This window comes from Mesorhizobium sp. USDA 3734 (genome assembly GCF_056279665.1).
On sequence record NZ_JBWCCW010000001.1, the window covers coordinates 6,590,799 to 6,609,932 of the forward strand.

At 62.0% G+C, this 19,134-nt stretch carries 17 protein-coding genes and 1 pseudogene; 6 read left to right on the forward strand and 12 right to left on the reverse strand.

Annotation, left to right across the window (positions count from 1 at the left end; genetic code table 11):
- Window positions 1-104: 104 nt before the first annotated feature.
- The 5 genes and pseudogenes from ACZ89F_RS31525 to ACZ89F_RS31545 all read right to left on the reverse strand — a co-directional run bounded on the left by ACZ89F_RS31525 (window position 105) and on the right by ACZ89F_RS31545 (window position 5,444).
- Window positions 105-2,324 carry a N,N-dimethylformamidase beta subunit family domain-containing protein gene (locus tag ACZ89F_RS31525; RefSeq protein WP_476096069.1) on the reverse strand — a complete coding sequence of 740 codons (2,220 nt, stop codon included), beginning with the start codon at window positions 2,322-2,324 and terminating at the stop codon, window positions 105-107.
- The gene (locus ACZ89F_RS31530) at window positions 2,321-3,541 is read right to left on the reverse strand and encodes a sugar ABC transporter permease (protein ID WP_476096070.1); all 1,221 of its coding nucleotides are present in this window, start codon (window positions 3,539-3,541) and stop codon (window positions 2,321-2,323) included. The genes ACZ89F_RS31525 and ACZ89F_RS31530 overlap by 4 nt, the downstream gene beginning before the upstream one ends.
- Window positions 3,542-3,549: 8 nt before the next feature.
- A complete protein-coding gene (locus ACZ89F_RS31535; protein WP_476096071.1) occupies window positions 3,550-4,083 on the reverse strand; it encodes an ATP-binding cassette domain-containing protein in 534 nt (177 codons plus the stop codon).
- Between the two features lie 61 nt (window positions 4,084-4,144).
- A pseudogene (locus ACZ89F_RS31540) lies at window positions 4,145-4,324 on the reverse strand (ATP-binding cassette domain-containing protein); the annotation flags it as partial.
- 13 nt (window positions 4,325-4,337) lie between these two features.
- Window positions 4,338-5,444 carry an ABC transporter substrate-binding protein gene (locus tag ACZ89F_RS31545; protein WP_476096072.1) on the reverse strand — a complete coding sequence of 369 codons (1,107 nt, stop codon included), beginning with the start codon at window positions 5,442-5,444 and terminating at the stop codon, window positions 4,338-4,340.
- Window positions 5,445-5,614: 170 nt separating this feature from the next.
- Here ACZ89F_RS31545 and ggt point away from each other — a divergent pair, with 170 nt between their 5' ends.
- Window positions 5,615-7,201: a gamma-glutamyltransferase gene (ggt, locus tag ACZ89F_RS31550; RefSeq protein WP_476096073.1), complete on the forward strand. Its 1,587-nt coding sequence runs from the start codon at window positions 5,615-5,617 to the stop codon at window positions 7,199-7,201.
- Between the two features lie 144 nt (window positions 7,202-7,345).
- Here the strand turns inward: ggt and ACZ89F_RS31555 are convergent, their stop codons facing one another.
- Window positions 7,346-8,536: a helix-turn-helix domain-containing protein gene (locus ACZ89F_RS31555; protein ID WP_476091744.1), complete on the reverse strand. Its 1,191-nt coding sequence runs from the start codon at window positions 8,534-8,536 to the stop codon at window positions 7,346-7,348.
- A 313-nt stretch (window positions 8,537-8,849) separates the two neighbouring features.
- On the opposite strand from ACZ89F_RS31555, the gene ACZ89F_RS31560 reads away from it, so the two are divergent.
- The 5 genes from ACZ89F_RS31560 to ACZ89F_RS31580 all read left to right on the forward strand — a co-directional run bounded on the left by ACZ89F_RS31560 (window position 8,850) and on the right by ACZ89F_RS31580 (window position 13,287).
- Window positions 8,850-10,376, forward strand: a complete 1,527-nt coding sequence (locus ACZ89F_RS31560) for an acyl--CoA ligase (RefSeq protein ID WP_476096074.1) — start codon at window positions 8,850-8,852, stop codon at window positions 10,374-10,376.
- 2 nt (window positions 10,377-10,378) lie between these two features.
- Window positions 10,379-11,359 (forward strand): 2-dehydropantoate 2-reductase, encoded by a 981-nt coding sequence (locus ACZ89F_RS31565; protein ID WP_476096075.1) that lies wholly within the window; start codon window positions 10,379-10,381, stop codon window positions 11,357-11,359.
- A gap of 76 nt (window positions 11,360-11,435) precedes the next feature.
- Window positions 11,436-11,819: an SMU1112c/YaeR family gloxylase I-like metalloprotein gene (gloA2, locus tag ACZ89F_RS31570; protein WP_476096076.1), complete on the forward strand. Its 384-nt coding sequence runs from the start codon at window positions 11,436-11,438 to the stop codon at window positions 11,817-11,819.
- A 105-nt stretch (window positions 11,820-11,924) separates the two neighbouring features.
- Complete coding sequence (locus tag ACZ89F_RS31575) at window positions 11,925-12,158, forward strand: hypothetical protein (RefSeq protein ID WP_476096077.1); 234 nt, start codon at window positions 11,925-11,927, stop codon at window positions 12,156-12,158.
- Window positions 12,159-12,300: 142 nt separating this feature from the next.
- Complete coding sequence (locus ACZ89F_RS31580; protein WP_476096078.1) at window positions 12,301-13,287, forward strand: methyltransferase; 987 nt, start codon at window positions 12,301-12,303, stop codon at window positions 13,285-13,287.
- 5 nt (window positions 13,288-13,292) lie between these two features.
- On the opposite strand, the gene ACZ89F_RS31585 is transcribed toward ACZ89F_RS31580, so the two are convergent.
- The 6 genes from ACZ89F_RS31585 to ACZ89F_RS31610 form a co-directional block, all read right to left on the reverse strand.
- Window positions 13,293-14,351 carry an aminopeptidase gene (locus ACZ89F_RS31585; protein ID WP_476097442.1) on the reverse strand — a complete coding sequence of 353 codons (1,059 nt, stop codon included), beginning with the start codon at window positions 14,349-14,351 and terminating at the stop codon, window positions 13,293-13,295.
- Window positions 14,352-14,520: 169 nt separating this feature from the next.
- Window positions 14,521-15,492: a branched-chain amino acid ABC transporter permease gene (locus ACZ89F_RS31590; RefSeq protein WP_476096079.1), complete on the reverse strand. Its 972-nt coding sequence runs from the start codon at window positions 15,490-15,492 to the stop codon at window positions 14,521-14,523.
- A gap of 22 nt (window positions 15,493-15,514) precedes the next feature.
- Window positions 15,515-16,402: a branched-chain amino acid ABC transporter permease gene (locus tag ACZ89F_RS31595; RefSeq protein ID WP_476096080.1), complete on the reverse strand. Its 888-nt coding sequence runs from the start codon at window positions 16,400-16,402 to the stop codon at window positions 15,515-15,517.
- A gap of 7 nt (window positions 16,403-16,409) precedes the next feature.
- A complete protein-coding gene (locus ACZ89F_RS31600) occupies window positions 16,410-17,120 on the reverse strand; it encodes an ABC transporter ATP-binding protein (protein ID WP_476096081.1) in 711 nt (236 codons plus the stop codon).
- The gene (locus ACZ89F_RS31605) at window positions 17,113-17,892 is read right to left on the reverse strand and encodes an ABC transporter ATP-binding protein (protein WP_476096082.1); all 780 of its coding nucleotides are present in this window, start codon (window positions 17,890-17,892) and stop codon (window positions 17,113-17,115) included. Before ACZ89F_RS31605 ends, ACZ89F_RS31600 begins: the two co-directional genes overlap by 8 nt.
- An 11-nt stretch (window positions 17,893-17,903) precedes the next feature.
- Complete coding sequence (locus ACZ89F_RS31610; protein WP_476096083.1) at window positions 17,904-19,112, reverse strand: ABC transporter substrate-binding protein; 1,209 nt, start codon at window positions 19,110-19,112, stop codon at window positions 17,904-17,906.
- Between the last annotated feature and the right edge of the window lie 22 nt (window positions 19,113-19,134).

The following is a 19,134-nucleotide window of genomic DNA, read 5'->3' on the forward strand; positions in this document are numbered from 1 at the left end:
CATTGTATCCAATCTACAATATCCTATATTTAAAGTCTAGTCCTAGCCTTGGCGATTCGGGAACCTTGGGAAGAGGAACAGGACTCCGCTCCGAATGTGACTTCCTACACTTTCTGCAGAAAATGCCGGAGCACATTGGTCGTCAGCGTCGCAACGTTGTTGTCGTAGTTGCTGTAAGCAAGTGATCCCGCCCAACAGATCGACCCGACCGAAAATATTCCACCGCCCGCACCGGTATCGATGTAGACGACGTCGGACCTGACATTTGGGTTATTCGGCCCACTGACATTCGGCTCGATCGCCGTGACGGACTCGAGAAATGGGTAGTAGGTATCATTGTGCCGCGAACTCAGGATCACGCGGGCATTGCGCGGCGTACCTGCCTCAAAGTCAGCACTGTCCAACTCGTCGCCTGCAGCGCCACCAAGAACATAGCCAAAGTCACCTATCATCTCATCGCCGATGGTCTCGAAAATGAATGCGAGGTCGGGACTGTATGAGTCCTGCGTGCGAGAATAGCCCGAAGCGGTCCCCCAGCCGACACCGGCCGATGCGACGCCAAAAAACAGGCGGCTGCTTTGACCTCGGTGCGTATAGAGGCCTCCGACTTCTCCTGTCGTGGCATGCATCAATTCAGCAGGATGAGACGTCCAGTTGCGCTCACCCGAATAGCCGCGGCGGCACTCCAATGTCATAGTGTCGTCACGGTCATAGCTCGTCACCCAGTACCAGCCATTGCCGCCGAGGTACATGAGACTGCCGCCTTGTCCGGCATAAGCCTTCAGCGCATCCATTTCCGACGAGGTTGGATATTCCGGGTGGGTTCCAGACACAACGACGTCGTAGCGGGCGAGAAGTTCCAGCCCCATATGGTGGAGGTCTTCGTCCGTCGCCACGTCGAAACCAAAGCCTGATCCCTCCAACCAGCCGGTGATGTAGAAGTCAGCCGCAAAATGTCGTCGCGCAGCATTGAGCCACGTGATGTAGTTGGGCGAAAAATTGACGACAGGCCGCTTCCACGAGGAATGCATGACGCCACTACCATCGGCATGCCGGTCGTAGATCGAAAGGCCTAGCTCGGGATGTGTATGGATGAAAACGTCCGTCTCATTCAGTTGAATCTTGTCGCGCATACGCTTTTGGTGTGCCGCGCCACGCTCGCCGAAACCCAGATGCTCGTTGGCATAGGCGAGATAAGTGTTGGTTGGCGCCAGAAACAGGATTTTGTTTTTGGATCGCTCGGTCGGCTGAATGTAGAAGGGCAGATGCTCGACCTGGTCTCCCTGCGTGAGCTTCGCTGCGTAAATGCCACTCGGCGTCCCCTCAGGAAAGGTGGCACTGAAATCAGTTTCCCATCTTGCATCGTTCAGGTCGTCCTCATGGAAATGTATGGCTGACCACTCTGACGGATTTTCTTGGTAGCGGACCTTCGTTCCCTTCCACAGATGACCCCGCACCCCACGGGCCGGCCGATTGACGAGCGTCCCGTGCAGGTCATTGCCGGAAACATCGGTGACAGTGAGCGTGTCGATACCTGTCGCAAAGTCCCATGACGCGATCGGCCTTTCTCCCTCTCCGGGAGCAGACAGCACACATGGGTTATCGATCCGACCGTTGAACCGGTCAACCGGATGGTTGTTCTCATCAAGATTGGAACCGATGAGGATGCGGTCGATACGAGCGGGTTCAGGCGTATCCGGCAGCGCGAGAAACCGAGTCTCTCCAAAACGTTGGGACGGCCATAGTCCATCAACGGCAAACTCAAGGGCGATGCCGCGATCGTTCCGCCCGCCCTTGATGTGGATCCACTTCCCCTCATAGTCATTGAGGTTCACGGAAAGAGCCTTGGCGCTTTCTCCCGAGCCGATGCGCAGCTCAAGCTGGTCTCTCGCGACGACGAGAGACCAGCTTGCCGCGGTCCGGTCGGCGGCGACAGCCAGGATTGTCTGGCAGTCGCGATCCTGGAGGGTTGGCTGGACCCAGACATCAAAGCCAAAAGTCGAGATCGCCGGGGAAAGTTTGGGCGCCACGATTGCGTAAGAACCCGGACAAAGGTCCTGAAATCGTCCCTCATAGAGACCGGCGGCGGCGTTGCCGATGCCTTCTTCTCTTACAGACTGGCCATCGCCATCGATTTCGACACCATGCAGCCGAACGAATTCGACATGGTATGGCGCCTCAGCCGCACTGACCTTGAAATCGATCGTACCGCCCGGCCGAATGCTCACATGACTTGCATACCCTAGAATTTTCACCGTGTTTCCTCGAAATACATCGCTGCCCACCGGGCTTGCCAAACTGAGTTGCGCCGACAGCCGGCTCAAGATTTTGCATCCCTGGACAGGAGCCCGTCGGCGGTGACGGCCAGCACCAGGATCAAACCCTGAACCAGATACTTGATCTCGGTGGGAGCACTGAGCAGTGAAAGCCCGTTGGTGATGCTGCCGATAAGCAAGGCCCCCAGAAGGGCCGCCCATACCGACCCACGGCCGCCGAACAGGCTGGCGCCACCGATAACAGCGGCGGCAACGGCCTCCAGCAACAGCGTCCCGCTGCCGGACTGTGCGGAAACCCCGAGCGTGCGTGACGCGGAGATGATGCCAGCAATGCCCGCCAACGCACCGGCGATCATGAATGTGTAGATGCGAATCCGGCCGACATTGATGGCGGCGCGCCGGCTGGCCTCAACGTTCCCGCCGATGGCGTAGAGATAGGTGCCGAATTTCGTCTGGGTCGTGACATAGGCCATGATCGAGAGGAGAACGATCAATATCGCCACCGGCGTTGGAACGCCACGATCAAGGTTGAGAATGGCGACAACGAGACCGCCGGCGAGGCCCAAAACCGCGATTGGCAGCAAGACATTGCTCGGGATTGATTGGTGGATGCCGAGACGCCTCTTGTGGTTTGACGATTGGACAAGGAGTGCGGCAACCACGCCGATACCGATGGCCAGAAGCAGGTAGCCGGCCAGCGGCGGCAAGAAGCTGTTGGCGATCCACTGGATATCGGTTCCCGACAGCGGGATCGATCCGCTCCTCGGCAAGAGCATCAGCAGCACGCCCTGCATGGCAAGCGAGGTGCCAAGGGTAACGATGAAAGCGGGCGCCCGGAATCTCGAGATGATCAGACCCTGGACTAACCCGACCGCCGATCCCGTGAAAATTGCGGCCAACAGGCACAGCCACGACGGAAGCCCGACTGTGACCAGGAGATAACCCATGACGGCGGATGCCACCGCACTGAGTGCGGCAACCGAAAGATCGATCTCCTTCACGATGAGCACGAGCACGAGACCAAGGGCCAGCATGGCCGTCACAACGATCTGAACGGCGAGGTTTGTCAGGTTTCGCGGCGAGAGGAAGCGGTCATTCATCGCATAGAAGAAAAACCAGATGAGCGCGATTGCGATAAGGACGGGGACAAACCGATACTTGCCGCTGACCCCGTTCAGGATCCGTCTCTGCAAATCCTGGGAGTTTGTACGGTCATTTGGCACATTGGCCCCCCTGGTTATCCGCAGGCCTTTTGAATTGTTCATGGGCTTTCCTAGGCGGCTGACGCGGACAGACCGGTGATCGCCGAGACCAGATCGTCGCGCGAGAAAGTTCCACGGCTGAATTCAGCCACTTTGCGACCAAGCCGCAAGACGACAACCGTGTCAGCCATCTCCTGCACATCGGCCAGGTCGTGCGAAATGACGATGACGCCATGATTGGTCTGGCGAAGTCGTGTGATCAACGCCATGACTTCCTTGCGCTGGGCAACGCCCAGCGCTGCCGTTGGCTCGTCGAGCAATACGACTTTCGGTTCCCAGAGCACCGAGCGGCAGATGGCGACCGACTGGCGTTGCCCTCCGGAGAGACTGCCCACCGGCACCGTTAGGTCGCGCAGCGTACTGACTCCCAGTTCGCGCAGCACCTTGCGCGCCCGGCTCTCCATGTCGGCACGGCGCAAACGGCCCGCGGCCAGGACCCCGCCCTGCAGTTCGCGCCCCAGGAACAGGTTCTGGACCGTATCGAGATTGTCGCACAGAGCGAGATCCTGATAGACGGTTTGGATACCCAAGCCGAATTGAGTCATGCGGCGCGGTGATCCTGACCTTCGCGCCGCTGACACGTATTTCCCCGGCATCGGGTATGTTGATGCCGGCAATGGTTTTGACCAAGGTCGACTTTCCGGCACCGTTATCGCCCACCAGTGCGACAACCTCCCCGGGACGAACCGCCAAGGATACGCCTTCGAGAGCGTGGACGCCCCCGAAGTGCTTGCTGATGTTCATGAGTTCAAGAACGGGCTGACCGTTTGTGTTTGTGGAACCCATGGCGCTCACCGTGTCACTTGGTGCACAAGGCGCTCTTGACGGCGGGACCCGCGCAGACTTCCTCGTGCGTCAGAATTCCCTTGTCGATCAGTTCAGCCTGTACATTGTCGCGGGTGATGAAGACGTTTTCGTTGAAGATCGCCGGAACAGCCTTCATGCCGTTGTTGTAGGTCCCGTTAACCATCTTCTTTTCATTGCCGTTCTTGTCGAGCAGGGCAATCACTAGCCGGACTGCACTGTCGGCCATCGCATGATATGGCGGCACCATGTCGTTTTCGATGTTGCCGGCCAGAAGATGCTGGATCGTCCCGGCCTGGCTGTCGTAGCCGCCGAAAACCTTCACCTTTCCAAGCAGATTCTGCGCAGCCAGGGCGGCTATGGTGCCGTTCGCGGAACTGTCATTGTGAACAAGAATTGCATCGATGTCGCCGCCGGCCTGCTGCAGGCAGCCGTCAGTCGCGACACGGGCATTTTCCTCTGAGAGCTGCAGGTTGTCGCTCTTGCAGACGATCTCCACCTTGCCCTGTTGCACGAGCGGAGTCAGCACCTTTTCCGTGCCGGCTACGATCTCGCGATCAAAGAAGAACGACGGGTCTCCCGTGATCAGGCCAATTTTGATTGGCTTCTTGGCATCCGCCAGCGTCTTGATCGCAAAATTGGCGGTCGCTTCACCAATCGGCTCAAACGGCACGGTGACGTAGTAGTCGATGTCGCTGTTGTCGGAATTGTAGGCATACCCGACAACCGGAATGCTGGCGTCATGCGCCACCTGCACAATGCCCTGGCTTTGATTTGGCACGGCCGGCGCCAGAATGATTGCCTTGGCGCCCTGCGTCACGGCTGCCTGGGCCTGTTCGAGTTGCCTCGAAGGATCGTTGTCGGCGCTCAGAACGACAAGCTTCAGATTGGGAGCGTATTTCTTGAGCGCCTCTTCCATCCCGGGTTTGTCATAGGACTCAAACCTCGTGATTTGGGAATTGGGCGTCAGAAAATATAGCGTTCCTTCGACCTTTGAAGCCGCTTCCTGGGCTTGGGCCACCGGGGTGTTCATCATGGCCAGCCCTGAATAGGCGACCGTCAATACGAACAGGCCGCGCGTCACATTCATGGTAAGTTTCATGCCATTCCCCTTTCATTTTTAATTCTGTTTTATAAAGGATATTGGATACAAACTGAACTTGTCAAGCGGCAATCGGACCCGGCATCGTGCTGTCGGTCGTGCTGTTGTCGGTTGCGCAGATCTTCGGCAGGCGGCATTGATTTCAAGTGACCATGGGATATCCAGACAGAATGCGTGATTTCCAGTTTCCCGGCCGCTCGCCGGTTCGTGCCACGGAAGCGATGGCAGCCACATCGCATCCGCTTGCGACCCTTGCCGCCATCGAGATGCTGCGCTCCGGCGGCAATGCCATGGATGCAGCGGTCTGTGCCGCCGCCGTGCAGGGCGTGGTCGAACCGCAGTCGACCGGCATCGGCGGTGACTGCTTCGTGCTCTATAGCCCGGCAGGGCAAGGCAATGTGCTGGCCTTCAATGGCTCGGGGCGGGCGCCGGCCAAGGCGACGGTCGACTGGTATCTCGAAAAAGGCTTCGATCGCATCCCGCTGCAGGGTCCGCATGCGGTCACCGTGCCGGGTGCCGTCGACGCCTGGAGCCGCCTGCTGGAGGATCATGGCCGCAAGGGCCTTGCCGAAGCGCTGGCGCCGGCCATCCACTATGCCGAGAACGGCTATGTCGTGCACGACCGCGTCGCCTTCGACTGGGCCGAACCGGAAACCGATCTTTCAGCCGACGAACATGCCGCGCGCATCTTCCTGCCCGGCGGCAAGGCGCCGAAGGCCGGCGATGTCCACCGGCAGCCGGAACTGGCGGCCACCTTGCGCGTCATCGCCAGACATGGCCGCGCCGGTTTCTACGAGGGTGCCGTCGCCGACGATATCGTGCGCCGGCTCAACGAATTGGGCGGACTTCATTCGGCCGAGGATTTTGCCGCCACCAGAGGCGACTATGTGGCGCCGGTCAGCACCTCGTATGGCGGCCACGACATCCACCAGATGCCGCCGAACAATCAGGGGCTGACGGCGCTTTTGATGCTGAACGTGCTGTCGGGCTTCAAGCTTGGCGGGCTCGACCCCAATGGTGCCGAACGCCTGCATCTGGAGATCGAGGCCGGACGCCTGGCTTACCGCGACCGCGACCGCTATGTCGGCGACCAGGACCATGTTCCGGTGCCGGTCAAGCAGCTTCTGTCCGGCGCCTATGCCGACCGGCTGCGCGCCGAGATCGACCGCGAACGCGCCATGACACATCTGCCGCGCGTGGAATTGCCCGGCAGCGACACAGTCTACATCTCCATCGTCGACCGCGACCGCAACGCGGTCTCCTTTATCAACTCGACCTATTATTCGTTCGGCAGCGGCGTGGTCGGCCCGAAGACCGGCGTGGTGCTGCAGAACCGCGGCTCGAGCTTCCGCCTCGACCCAGCACACCCGAACGCGATCGCGCCCGGCAAGCGGCCGATGCACACGATCATGCCGGGCATGGCGACGAAGAACGGCCGCGTCGTGATGCCCTTCGGCGTCATGGGCGGCGGCTACCAGCCGTTCGGCCATGTCCATCTGCTCACCAACATGATCGACTTCGGCATGGACCCACAGCAGGCGCTGGATGCGCCGCGAGTGTTCTACAATGATGACACGGTTGAAGCCGAGCGCGGCGTTCCCGCCGAGGCGATCGTGGGCCTGCGCCGGCGCGGCCACCGCATAGCCGAGCCGCATCATCCGCTTGGCGGCGGACAGGCGGTGCTGATCGACTGGGAGAAGGGCACGCTGACCGGCGCCTCCGATCCGCGCAAGGATGGCTTGGCGCTTGGATATTGAGGTGATCGACATGAACAAGGAGGCTCGGAAATCGGGGGATTACCTCACCACCGGGTGTCGGCGCCGCCCCTCACCTGCCTGCCGGTGTCCAGCCGATAGATGGGTAACAGATTGAACCGGATACATAGGTAACACTTCTCTCCCCTATGCGTCCGGCGCAGCGCCAAGCGGATTGGTTGGGGCGGCGCTGCGGCGGACAAGCTTCATGCGCCTGGTGTCGATGATGCCGAGCGGATGGGCATGGAAGGAGAGTGTCCATTCGCCGTCCTCGGTCTGCGCGGCAGCGACCGGCTCGCCGGCCAGCGCTTGCGAGACATAGATGAAGCCGCCATTCCACCTGATCTCACCATTGTGGCGCACACGGCGGACCGCAGCCTCGGCCGGATAGTCAGGCTCGGGTGGCGTCCTTGGCATGGCGCGCTGCGAGGGGCGGTAATGCTGGGCTGGGGTGTCCATGGCGAGTGCCTCATGCGGACGCTCCTCATTGTAGCTTTGCCGGAAGGCCTCGAAGGCTTGACCCTGGGCCGTTCTGTCGGCTTCCGGCGCCTCTGCCAGCGGTAGCATGGTCAGATGGAAGCGCTCGTGGCGTCCGTTCTGCTGCGGCTTGCCGGGTGCGATCCGCTCCAGCGCGATGTCGAGCTTGATGAAGCGCACCACAAGCGGCGTCAGCCCGGTGACGCCGGCCGATGCGAAGGGTGGGCCGTTGTCACTTCTGAAGCGATCCGGCAGGCCATGCTCCTCAAACAGCCGTTCGAACACCGGCCAAGCCTCGCTATCGGCCGTCGATCCCGTCGCTTCGAGCGCCAGAAGATAGCGGCTTGACGCATCCATCACCGTCAGCGGTTCGCAGCGCCACCCGTCACGGGTCCGGAACCAGCCCTTGTGATCGCCAGTCCACACTGCATTCGGCCTCTCGGCTTGCGGCCACGGTCCATTGCCGCAGGCCCGCAGACGCGGCCGTTTGCGGGCGCTGACAAGCCCATGCCGCGCAAGGATCGCCCCCACCGTCGAGGCCGACGGCCACATGAATTCGGGAGCCGTGCGCCTGAGCCGCGCCACGATCTTCTTGGGACCCCAGAGCGGATGCGTCTCCTTCGCCGCGACGATCTGCTCAACCAGATCAAGAGCTGTCGCCCGGCCATGATTGAGCGGGGCTCGCGGCCGGTCGTGCAAACCTTCCGGGCCTAGCTCCCGATAGCGTCCAAGCCATTTGTAGCCGGTCTTGCGTGAGATCTCGTGGGCCGCACAAAGCGCCACCATCGTCTCATCTCCAGAAAGACACTCCACAACAAACCGAAGCCGCTCGTCCATGATGCCAGTCTCTCGCCAAACCATCGCCGGTCCTCCGGCGGACAAGAAAACTGTCACCCATGCTATCGGTCCATTCTGTTACCTATCTATCCGGTTCGGACAATTCCTCAACTCCCCGTATAGTGACGGGGAGAGGGACGCTCTCATCGATGGGTTCGCCAATCACTGGCGTTGCAGAACAAGTGCCTACGTTGCGGCAAGCGCTTTCTCCCCGTCACTATACGGGGAGAAATGCCCGGCAGGGCAATGAGGGGCGGCGCCAACGTCGACAATTGCCTAGGATCGGAACCGTCCGCTGGACTTCGAAGAGCAGTCGTTTGAAACATAGCCGGTGACCATGACCCAAACTGAAACCCACGCAGACCTCTCCCGCCACCTCGCCGCCGGCGCCGATGATGCGCCCGCCATCCTGGCACCCGACAGGGCGACGCTCACCCATGGCGGATTGCGCGGCCTGATCGCCGACACGGCAAAACAGCTGCATGCGCGCGGCATCGGCCGGGGCGACAGGGTGGCGATCGTGCTGCCGAACGGACCCGAGATGGCCACCGCCTTCGTCGCCGTGGCGGCCGCCGCCTCGACGGCGCCGCTCAATCCCGCCTACCGGGCCGACGAACTCGACTTCTACCTGACCGACATCGGCGCCAAGGCGATCCTGGTTGCGGAGGGTGAGACCGGACCGGCGGTGACGGTTGCCGAGCGCCTCGGCATCGGCGTGCTGCGGCTTGTCGTGCAGCCCGACACACCCGCCGGCAGTTTTGCCATCGAGGGCCCAGCGATCGGACCGCCGGCAGCGCCTGACATGGCGCGGGATGATGACATCGCGCTGCTGTTGCATACCTCCGGCACGACATCGCGGCCAAAGCTGGTGCCGCTCAGCCATGCCAACATCGCGGCCTCATCAGCCCATATCGGCGGCACACTCGGCCTGACGGCCGATGACCGCTGCCTCAACATCATGCCGCTGTTCCACATCCACGGCCTGATCGCGGCGGTGCTTTCCTCACTCGCCGCCGGCGGCAGCATCTACTGCACCCCCGGCTTCAACGCGCTGCGCTTCTTCCAGTGGCTGGGTGAGGCACGGCCAAGCTGGTACACGGCGGTGCCGACCATGCATCAGGCGATCCTGCCGCGCGCGGCACGCTACACCGAGGCGCTGGCGGCAGCGCGCCTGCGCTTCATCCGCTCGTCCTCGGCGTCGCTGCCGGCGCAAGTGATGGCCGAACTCGAGGCGACCTTCGGCTGCCCTGTGATCGAATCCTACGGGATGACCGAGGCCGCGCACCAGATGGCGTCGAACCGGCTGCCGCCTGGCCAGCGCAAGCCGGGCAGCGTCGGGGCCTCCGCCGGTCCGGACGTGGCTGTCATGGCGCCCGACGGGCGGCTGCTCGCAGCCGGCGAGACCGGCGAGATCGTCATTCGCGGGCCCAACGTCACGGCGGGTTACGAGAAGAACCCGGATGCCAATGCCACCGCCTTCGCGCATGGCTGGTTCCACACCGGCGATCAGGGCGTGCTGGACGAGGACGGCTATCTCAGGGTCACCGGACGGCTCAAGGAGATCATCAATCGCGGTGGCGAAAAGATCTCGCCGCTCGAGGTCGACGATGTGCTGATGGATCATCCGGCGGTGGCGCAGGTCGTCACCTTCGCCATGCCGCATGACAAGCTTGGCGAGGAGGTGGCGGCGGCGGTTGTGCTGCGCGAAGGCATCAGCGCCACCGAGGGCGACATCCGCCTCTATGCCGCGACGCGGCTTGCCGACTTCAAGGTGCCGCGCAAGATCCTGATCCTGGACGAGATCCCCAAGGGCGCGACCGGCAAGCTGCAGCGCATCGGCCTTGCCGCCAAACTCGGGCTTTGACGATGAAGATCACCATTTTCGGCGCCGGTGCGATCGGCGGCTATCTCGCAGCCAAGCTCGCCATGATTGGGCGGACCGATCTTTCGATCGTCGCGCGCGGCGCGCATCTGGAGGCGATCCAGGCGAACGGCCTGCGCCTGATCGAGGATGGCCAGGAAATTCCGGTCCGCGTCCGGGCTGCCGCCAAAGCCGAGGCACTTGGCGTCCAGGACTATGTCGTGCTGGCGCTGAAGGCCCATTCCCTTACCCCGGCCCTTGACCAGATCGCGCCGCTGCTCGGCGAACACACCGCCGTCGTCACCATGCAGAACGGCGTGCCGTGGTGGTATTTCCATGGCGTCGGCGGACCGCTCGAAGGCACAAGGCTGAGCGCGGTCGATCCCGGCGGCGCCATCTGGCAGCGGATCGGACCGGAGCGCGTCATCGGCTCGGTCGTCTATCCCGCGGTCGAGGTCGATGCGCCCGGCCTCATCCGCCATGTCGAGGGCAAGCGCTTCTCGCTCGGCGAACCCTCCGGCGAGCGCAGCGAACGGGTCACGCTTCTGGCCGAGGAGATGGTCAAGGCCGGCTTGCAGGTGCCGGTGCGCGACGACATCCGCAGCGAAATCTGGGTGAAGCTGTGGGGCAATCTCTCCTTCAACCCGATATCGGCGCTGACTGGCAGCACGCTTGCCGCGATCGTTGCCGACGAAGGCACCCGCACGCTCGCCCGCACCATGATGCTGGAGGCGCAGGCGATCGGCGAAAGCCTCGGCGTGCGCTTTCCCATCGCGGTCGACCGGCGCATCAAGGGCGCCGGCGATGTCGGCGAACACAAGACCTCGATGCTGCAGGACCTGGAGCGCGGCCGGCCGATGGAGATCGACGCGCTGGTGAGCGCGGTGCAGGAACTCGGCCGCCTGACGGACAAGCCGACGCCGACCATCAATGCCGTGCTGGCGCTGGTGCGCCGGCTGGCGGTGGAGCGCGGGTGTTATGGGTGAGGGGCGCTTAGGGGTAAGGCCTTGAAGCGCCGGCTCTGCCTTGGCCTCAAATCCCAGCTTAACTAGAGTTAGCAGCATGCTGAACGCCATTCACCACGTCGCGCTGATCTGCACCGACTACGACCGGTCGCGACGGTTCTACGTCGAACTCCTCGGCCTCGATCTGATCCGGGAGGTCTATCGGGAGGAGCGGCAGTCATGGAAGGCGGATCTGCGGATCGGGTCGGTCCAACTGGAATTGTTCTCCTTCCCTGCACCAGCGATGCGGCCGTCCCATCCAGAGGCGACAGGCCTGAGACATCTGGCATTTGCCGTGGCGAATCTTGATCCCGTAATTATGCGCCTGGAAGCCGCAGGCGTCGCCGTTGAGCCAATCCGGGTCGACCCATATACAGACCAACGGTTTACCTTTTTCAGAGACCCAGATGGATTGCCGCTGGAACTCTACGAAGCCCCTTAAGGAACGGTTCGCTTTCGCGATGGGCGCTGTGTACTGACGGTCTAGGTATCGGCGGAACCGCAAATCTGTGCTAAGCGCCGCCCAACCAACCAAAGGACGACACCAATGAGCGAACTGACCGTGGCCGAGGCGACCGAAAGCATCTACGCCTCGCTCCGAGCGGACAATGCCGACATCGACGCACATATCGCTACGCTTAAGGCGGCGCTGGCACGAGAGGGGATAAAACAGGCGGTGTTCGATCCGACCAAGTTGGCGCAGAGCAACCGCTCGGGCCGCAAGTTGATGCAGGCTTATTTTCGGCAGCGCGGCGTAAGCGTGAGGTTCTCGGACCAGTAGAACCGCGCGCGGGCGATCTCAACCGCGCCGTTGGGAGTTCTCGGCCGGTCCATCATCTGGATGCCGGGACTGCGCCACATGCAGGCTCTAATCTATGGGAGCTGTTTCGAAGTCGGTCCTGGATCACGGAGGGGGATGTGACATGGTGGATTCCGATCGGATCGACAGACTGATCGCAGCGGTACCCCCCGCCCTGGCGCTTCGCGCCGGGTTGGACCTTGGCATCTTCACCCGGCTCGGTGGCGATGCTGCGACTGCCGACAGCCTCGGGGTCGCGCTCAAAGTCGAGCCCGATCGTCTGTCGCGGCTCCTCTACGCGCTCGCCAGCATCGGTCTCCTCGAAGTCGAGGATGGTCAATTTCGCAATGGAGCCGAAGCGTCGGAGTTCCTCGACGCGTCCAAGCCGACCTATCGCGGCGGCGATCATGCGCTCCTGCGCGAGCTGTGGGGAGCCGACCTTTTGACCGCAGAGTCGCTGCGACAGAACCGGCCGGCTGCGCTTCATGACTTTTCCGAAGCGGAGCCCGAGGCCGCGGCGGCCTTCAGCCGCATGCTCGCGCCGGGCGGGGTGATTTTCGGCCGGAATCTGGCCCGGGAGATGGACCTCTCGGCGACCGGTTCGGTGATCGACATCGGCGGGGGCGCCGGGACAATTCTCGTGGGACTTCGCGAGCGGTGGCCACGGATGACGGCGACGCTGATGGAACTGCCAACGGTCGCAGCGGTCGCGCCAGCTATCCTGTCGGAATACGGTGCCGACGACGTGGTTGTCGAAGAGGGGGACATAACGGTCGCGCCATCGATCGGCCGGCACGATCTGGCGATCCTGAAGGCCGTTGTCCAGGTCCTTCCGCCGGACAAGGCGCGCAGTGCGATCCTGAACGCGGCGCGTTGCCTTACACAAGGAGGCGAGATTGCAATTGCCGGGTGGGGTGTCGTCGATGACGACCGCCTCGGTCCGCCTGAGGGTGTCTTTTTGAATCTCACCTTCTTGAACCTCTATCGCCACGGCGAATCGTACACTGAAGGTCAGTATCGCGCGTGGATGACCGAGGCTGGATTCCGCGATATCTGCAGGTCGCGCCTGACGGACGGCTGCACATTGTTTCGTGCGCGCCTCACAAGCTGAGACGGTCAATAACAGCTATCTGCCGCCGCGAGTGCTTCGGCACGGTGAGCTTCGTCCAGTGCGCCAATCCGTCGGACCGACGCATAGAACCTGACATAGTCGCCCGAACACAAGTCGAACAGGCGGAGAAACGCCGGAACCTGCTCACCGTACACAGCAGTCGCGGCGAGCTTTGCATTGTTGATTGGGGAAGCGAACCAGGCATCGTATCCCCGGTATCGGCCCCAGCGCCTGTCGCGCATGTGTCGGTAGCGTATCCGCAGCCGTTCAATCGCGGCCGTCTTTACGGCCAGCTTTTGCTCCGAGGTGCCGGAGTTGGAATAGACTTGCGTCAACTCGTCCCGGGTCTGCGACACCAGCGCAAGAAATTCAGCTTTGCGCCTCCGGGCGGCTTCGTAACGGCGCAATGCGGCGGTATTGCCAGCCGCGCGCAGCCATTTTCTCACGCCGGTTGTTTCGACGGCGACAGCGAACGCTTCATTGAATGCGGAATCGTCGTGCACGTAGACGCGCTGGTGGGCCAGTTCATGGAAAACCAGCCCTGCAAGATAGGTTTCATCCTGGCCGAGCATCGTGCTCAGCAGCGGGTCACTTGACCAGCCAAGCGTGGAATATGCAGTGATGCCCGTCACATAGACGTCCATGCCCTGTCCTTGAAGTTCGACAGCGGTTTCAGTCGCGGACTTCCTGGAGAAATATCCCCGGTAGGGCACACAGCCGAAAACGGGAAAACACCATGTTCGCGGCGTCAGCGAGAATTCCGGCGCGGCGAAGACGGCCCATGTCACCGAGTCCCGACCGATATCAACATAGCTGCGATAGCTATTGTTGTCGGGCAGCGCCAGTTCATCTGTTGCGAACTGTCGTATGGCGCTCGCCGATGCCATTCTGGCGCGCAATGCCTTCGGCGTCGAAGGATCCTCGATCAGCTTTCCGACATCCTGGCGTGCCGTCATGATCTGCAGATGACCCTTCATGGATTGCGCGTAGTAGGAAATACTGGTGCAACCGGTCACGCCGGACACCCCGATCACAACGGCAACCAATCGAACGAATGCGCGCATCACGATTTGCCCAAAGCAGTGCTCGCCCGTTTCGATAGGGCGATCCTCGCGATTGCCCCCAGTCTCAAGCAGTCGCATCAATTGATCGAGATCTATAGCTTTCTAAAGAAGCCGGACAGAATATTCGAACTCCTTAGCGCAACCCCGCGTCCAATCGTTCCGGAGCTGATCAATCCTTCGCCGCTCGCTTGAGAAGCCGTGCATAAAATTCGCCGACAATGCCGCGCCGGAAGATCAGCACGCACACCATGAAGATCAGCCCGGTGGCGATGGTCACCGGAAAGCCCGAGGTGGCAAGCGTGTTTTCCAGTCCGATTACCAGGCTGGCGCCGATGATCGGCCCGACCATTGTGCCGATGCCGCCGAGGAGCGTCATCAGGATCACCTCGCCCGACATCTGCCAGGTGACGTCGGTGAGCGTGGCGAACTGGAAAACGATCGCCTTGAGCGAGCCAGCCAGCCCGGCCAGCGCCGCCGACATGACGAAGGCGCCCAGCTTGTAATTGGCGACGGAATAGCCCAGCGAAATGGCGCGATTCTCGTTTTCCCGGATCGAGCGCAGGATCATGCCGAACGGCGAATTGACGATGCGCCAGATGGCGAAGACGCCGATGAGGAACACCGCCAGCACGAAATAATACATGTTCAGCGACACGTTCAGGTCGAGGACGCCAAGCAGCATGCCGCGCGGCACGCCTTGAATGCCGTCCTCGCCTTCGGTGAAAGGCGCCTGCACGCAGAAGAAGAAGAACATCTGCGACAGCGCCAGCGTGATCATGGCGAAATAGATGCCTTGCCGGCGAATGGCGAAAAAGCCCATGACAAGGCCGAGCAATGCCGCGCCCGCCATGCCGAGCAGGATGCCCGTTTCCGGCGGCCAGCCCCAGACCTTGACGGCATGGGCGGTGAAATAGGCGGCGCCGCCAAAGAAGGTGGCGTGGCCGAACGACAGGAGCCCGGTATAACCAAGGAGAAGATTGAAGGCGCAGGCAAACAGCGCGAAACACAGCATTTTCATCAGGAAGATCGGATAGACCAGGAAGGGCGCCACCAGCAGCGCCAGGATGCCGAGCCCGACCAGCGTCCATTCAAGCCGTGCCGAGGTTCTGGCGGACGTTTCGCGAAGCGTCAGTTCTGTCATGTCAGATGCCCCTTCCGACATGTCAGGCGTCCCTTCCGAACAGGCCGGCCGGCCGGACCAAAAGCACGATGGCCATGATGACGAAGACCACGAGGTTGGACGCCTCGGGGTAGAAGACCTTGGTCAGGCCTTCGGCAAGGCCAAGCATGTAGCCGGTGACGATTGCGCCGAGGATCGATCCCATGCCGCCGACCACGACCACCGCGAAGACGACGATGATGAGATCCGATCCCATCAGTGGGCTCACCTGATAGATTGGTGCTGCCAGAATTCCGGCAAGCCCGGCAAGAGCCGAGCCGAGGCCGTAGGTGAGGGTCAGCAGCAACGGCACGTTGACGCCGAAAGCCTGGACGAGACGGGGATTCTCGGTTGCCGCGCGCAGGTAGGACCCCAGCCTGGTCTTCTCGATCAGCGCCCAGGTCCCGAAGCAGACGATCAGCGAGGCGACCACCACCCAGCCGCGATAGTTGGGCAGGAACATGAAGCCGAGATTGGTGCCTCCGGCAAGCAGCGGCGGCACGGCGTAAGGATTTCCCGACACGCCGTAATAATAGCGGAAGATGCCCTCGAGCACGAGCGCGAGACCGAAGGTGAAGAGCAGGCCGTAGAGCGGATCGAGATCGTAGAGCCTCGACAGCGCCAGGCGCTCGACCACGATACCGAAGACACCGACGATCAGCGGCGTAAAGATCAAAGCGGGCCAGTAGCCGATGCCGAGGTAGGTGAGAAGCAGATAACCGACGAAGGCGCCGAGCATATACTGGGCGCCATGGGCGAAATTGATGACGCGCAGCAGGCCGAATATGACGGCCAGGCCCAGGCTCAGCATGGCGTAGAAAGAGCCGTTGATCAGCCCGACCAGCAACTGGCCGAGGAAAGCCTGAACGGGGATTCCGAAGATCATCGTCATGGCGCCATCATACACCCAGGACTTCGTGGAGCTGCGTCATGCGGTCCGGCAGGTCGCCGACCGGAAACCCTGCCACGACCTTGCCATGCTCCATCAGGTAGAAACGATCGGCGACACGGCTGGCGAAGCGGAAGTTCTGCTCGACCAGCAGGATCGTCATGCCGCGCTTTTTCAACGTCGCCAGCAACTCGCCGATGCGCTGCACGATGACGGGAGCGAGACCCTCCGTCGGCTCGTCGAGAAGCAGCATTTTCACGCCGGTCCGCAGCATGCGCGCGATCGCCAGCATCTGTTGTTCGCCGCCTGACAGCCTCGTGCCGGGACTGTTGCGCCGCTCCTTCAGATTGGGGAAGAGATCGAATATCTCCTCGACGCTCATGCCGCCCTCGGCGACGATCGGCGGCAGCACCAGATTTTCGTCGACGGTGAGCGTTGCGAAGATGCCGCGTTCCTCCGGCACGAAGCCGATTCCTTGATGCGCGGTGCGGTGCAGCGGCAGCCGCATCAGGTCCTTGCCGTCGAAAGCGATCCGGCCGGTTCGCTTGCGGATCAGCCCCATGATGGAGCGCAGCGTCGTCGTCTTGCCGACGCCGTTGCGACCGAGCAGCGTGACCGTCTCGCCGGCAAACACCTCCAGATCGACCCCGTGCAGCGCATGGCTCTCGCCATACCAGGCGTTGAGACCGCCGACCGCAAGAAGAGGGGCAGCACTAGTCATCGGCGGTGCCCATATAGGCGATCTTCACGCGTTCGTCGCGGCTGACGGTGGCGTAGTCGCCGGCGGCCAGGACCTCGCCGCGCTGCATGACCGTTATCCAGTCGCAAAGATCGGCCACGACAGTCAGATTGTGCTCGACCATCAGCACGGCGCGATCCTTGGCCACCGAGCGGATGAGGTCGGAAACCGTGGCCACGTCCTCGTGCCCCATGCCGGCCATCGGCTCGTCCAGCAGCAGCACTTTCGGATCGAGCGCCAGGGTCGTGGCGATCTCCAGCACGCGTTTCCTGCCATAGGAAAGATCGCCAGCGAGCCTGTTCCTGGCGTCGTCGAGACCGACCGAGCGCAGCAATTCCTCGGCGCGCGGCGTCAGCCGATCGAGTGCCGCGAGCGAGCGCCAGAACTGGATGGCAAGACCACCCGGGCGCTGCAGCGCAACGCGCACATTGTCGAGCACGCTGAGGTGCGGAAAGATCGCCGATATCTGGAACGAGCGCACCAGGCCCATCCGCGCAACCCTGGCCGGCGACGTTCGGGTGATGTCGTGGCCAAGCAGCTCGATCCTGCCGCTGGTCGGCGCCAGGAACTTGGTGAGCAGGTTGAAGACGGTCGTCTTGCCGGCGCCATTGGGTCCGATCAGTGCATGGATGTTGCCATGGCGGACATCGAGATCGACACTTTTGACAGCGACGAAGCCGGCAAAGTCACGCCGCAAGCCGCGGGCGGAAAGCACCACCCGTGGCTCATTCCCTTTCAGGTCAGGCGGCACCATGGCCGCGCCGATCACTGGCCGGCCGTCGGACAGCCGCTTTCCTTCTCGCTCAGGAATGCCTCGTTGCCGGGAATGGTGGCAAGGTATTTGTAGTAGTCCCACTCCTTGGTGCTCTCGGCTGGCGACTTGACCTGATAGAGATACATGTCGTGGACCATGTTGCCGTCCGCCTGCACCTTGCCGTTGGCCGTGAAGACGTCGTTCACCGGCATCGAATGCAATTCCTTGGCGACGGCTTCGGTCTCGTCGGTGCCAGCCTTGTCGATCGCCTTCAGGTATTGCGTCACCGCCGAGTAGGTGGCGACCTGGATCATGTTCGGCATGCGGTTGGTGCGCTTGAAAAAGCGCTGCGCGAATTCGCGGCTCTTGTCATCGCGATCCCAGTAGAAGCCCTCGGTCAGCACGACGCCTTGTGCTGCCTGAAGACCCAGCCCATGCACCTCGGCCAGCGTGAAGAGAAGCGCTGCAAGACGCTGGCCGCCCTGGACGATGCCGAATTCGGCCGCCTGCTTGATGGAGTTGGAGGTATCGAGGCCGGCATTCGCCAGGCCGATGACCTTGGCGCCGGACGATTGCGCCTGCAGCAGGAAGGACGAATAATCGGTCGCCCCCAGGGGATAGCGCACTTCGCCCAGCACCTTGCCGCCGTGACCCTCGACGAACTTGGCGGTCTGCTCCTTCAGCGAATAGCCGAATGCATAGTCGACGGTGACGAAGAACCAGCTATCACCGCCCTGCTGCACGAGAGAGCCGCCGGTTCCCACCGCCTGCGAGTGGGTGTCGTAGGCCCAGTGGAAGCCATAGGGCGAGCACTGTTTGCCGGTCAGCTCCGTGGTCGCCGCACCGGTGACGATATCGATCTTCTTCTTTTCCTTCGAAATCCCCTGGACGGCGAGCGCCACCGAAGAGGTCGTCAGTTCCATGATGGCATCGACCTGTTCGGTGTCGTACCACTGCCGGGCGATGTTGGAGGCAATGTCCGGCTTGTTCTGGTGGTCGGCGCTGATGATTTCGATCGGCGCTCCCTGCACCTTGCCGCCGAAATCCTCGACCGCCATCTTGGCCGCCTCGACCGACCACTTGCCGCCGAAATCGGCATAGACGCCCGACTGGTCATTGAGGATGCCGATCTTGACCTTGCCATCGGAAATTTCGGCGGCTGAGGCGGGAACTGCAGCCGCGGCAAGAAGGGCGGCCGAAACGAAATAGGATAGCTTCATTGTCCAACTTCCTCCCATCACG

Coding starts and splice junctions, on each gene's coding strand:
- ACZ89F_RS31575 (WP_476096077.1), top strand. CDS start 11,925: ATGAGCGAACTGACCGTGGCCGAGGCGACCGAAAGCATCTACGCCTCG.
- ACZ89F_RS31595 (WP_476096080.1), bottom strand. CDS start 16,402: ATGACGATGATCTTCGGAATCCCCGTTCAGGCTTTCCTCGGCCAGTTG.
- ACZ89F_RS31565 (WP_476096075.1), top strand. CDS start 10,379: ATGAAGATCACCATTTTCGGCGCCGGTGCGATCGGCGGCTATCTCGCA.
- ACZ89F_RS31590 (WP_476096079.1), bottom strand. CDS start 15,492: ATGACAGAACTGACGCTTCGCGAAACGTCCGCCAGAACCTCGGCACGG.
- ACZ89F_RS31580 (WP_476096078.1), top strand. CDS start 12,301: ATGGTGGATTCCGATCGGATCGACAGACTGATCGCAGCGGTACCCCCC.
- ggt (WP_476096073.1), top strand. CDS start 5,615: ATGCGTGATTTCCAGTTTCCCGGCCGCTCGCCGGTTCGTGCCACGGAA.
- ACZ89F_RS31560 (WP_476096074.1), top strand. CDS start 8,850: ATGACCCAAACTGAAACCCACGCAGACCTCTCCCGCCACCTCGCCGCC.
- ACZ89F_RS31555 (WP_476091744.1), bottom strand. CDS start 8,536: ATGGTTTGGCGAGAGACTGGCATCATGGACGAGCGGCTTCGGTTTGTT.
- ACZ89F_RS31600 (WP_476096081.1), bottom strand. CDS start 17,120: ATGACTAGTGCTGCCCCTCTTCTTGCGGTCGGCGGTCTCAACGCCTGG.
- ACZ89F_RS31585 (WP_476097442.1), bottom strand. CDS start 14,351: ATGCGCGCATTCGTTCGATTGGTTGCCGTTGTGATCGGGGTGTCCGGC.
- ACZ89F_RS31530 (WP_476096070.1), bottom strand. CDS start 3,541: ATGAACAATTCAAAAGGCCTGCGGATAACCAGGGGGGCCAATGTGCCA.
- ACZ89F_RS31545 (WP_476096072.1), bottom strand. CDS start 5,444: ATGAAACTTACCATGAATGTGACGCGCGGCCTGTTCGTATTGACGGTC.
- ACZ89F_RS31610 (WP_476096083.1), bottom strand. CDS start 19,112: ATGAAGCTATCCTATTTCGTTTCGGCCGCCCTTCTTGCCGCGGCTGCA.
- ACZ89F_RS31535 (WP_476096071.1), bottom strand. CDS start 4,083: ATGACTCAATTCGGCTTGGGTATCCAAACCGTCTATCAGGATCTCGCT.
- gloA2 (WP_476096076.1), top strand. CDS start 11,436: ATGCTGAACGCCATTCACCACGTCGCGCTGATCTGCACCGACTACGAC.
- ACZ89F_RS31605 (WP_476096082.1), bottom strand. CDS start 17,892: ATGGTGCCGCCTGACCTGAAAGGGAATGAGCCACGGGTGGTGCTTTCC.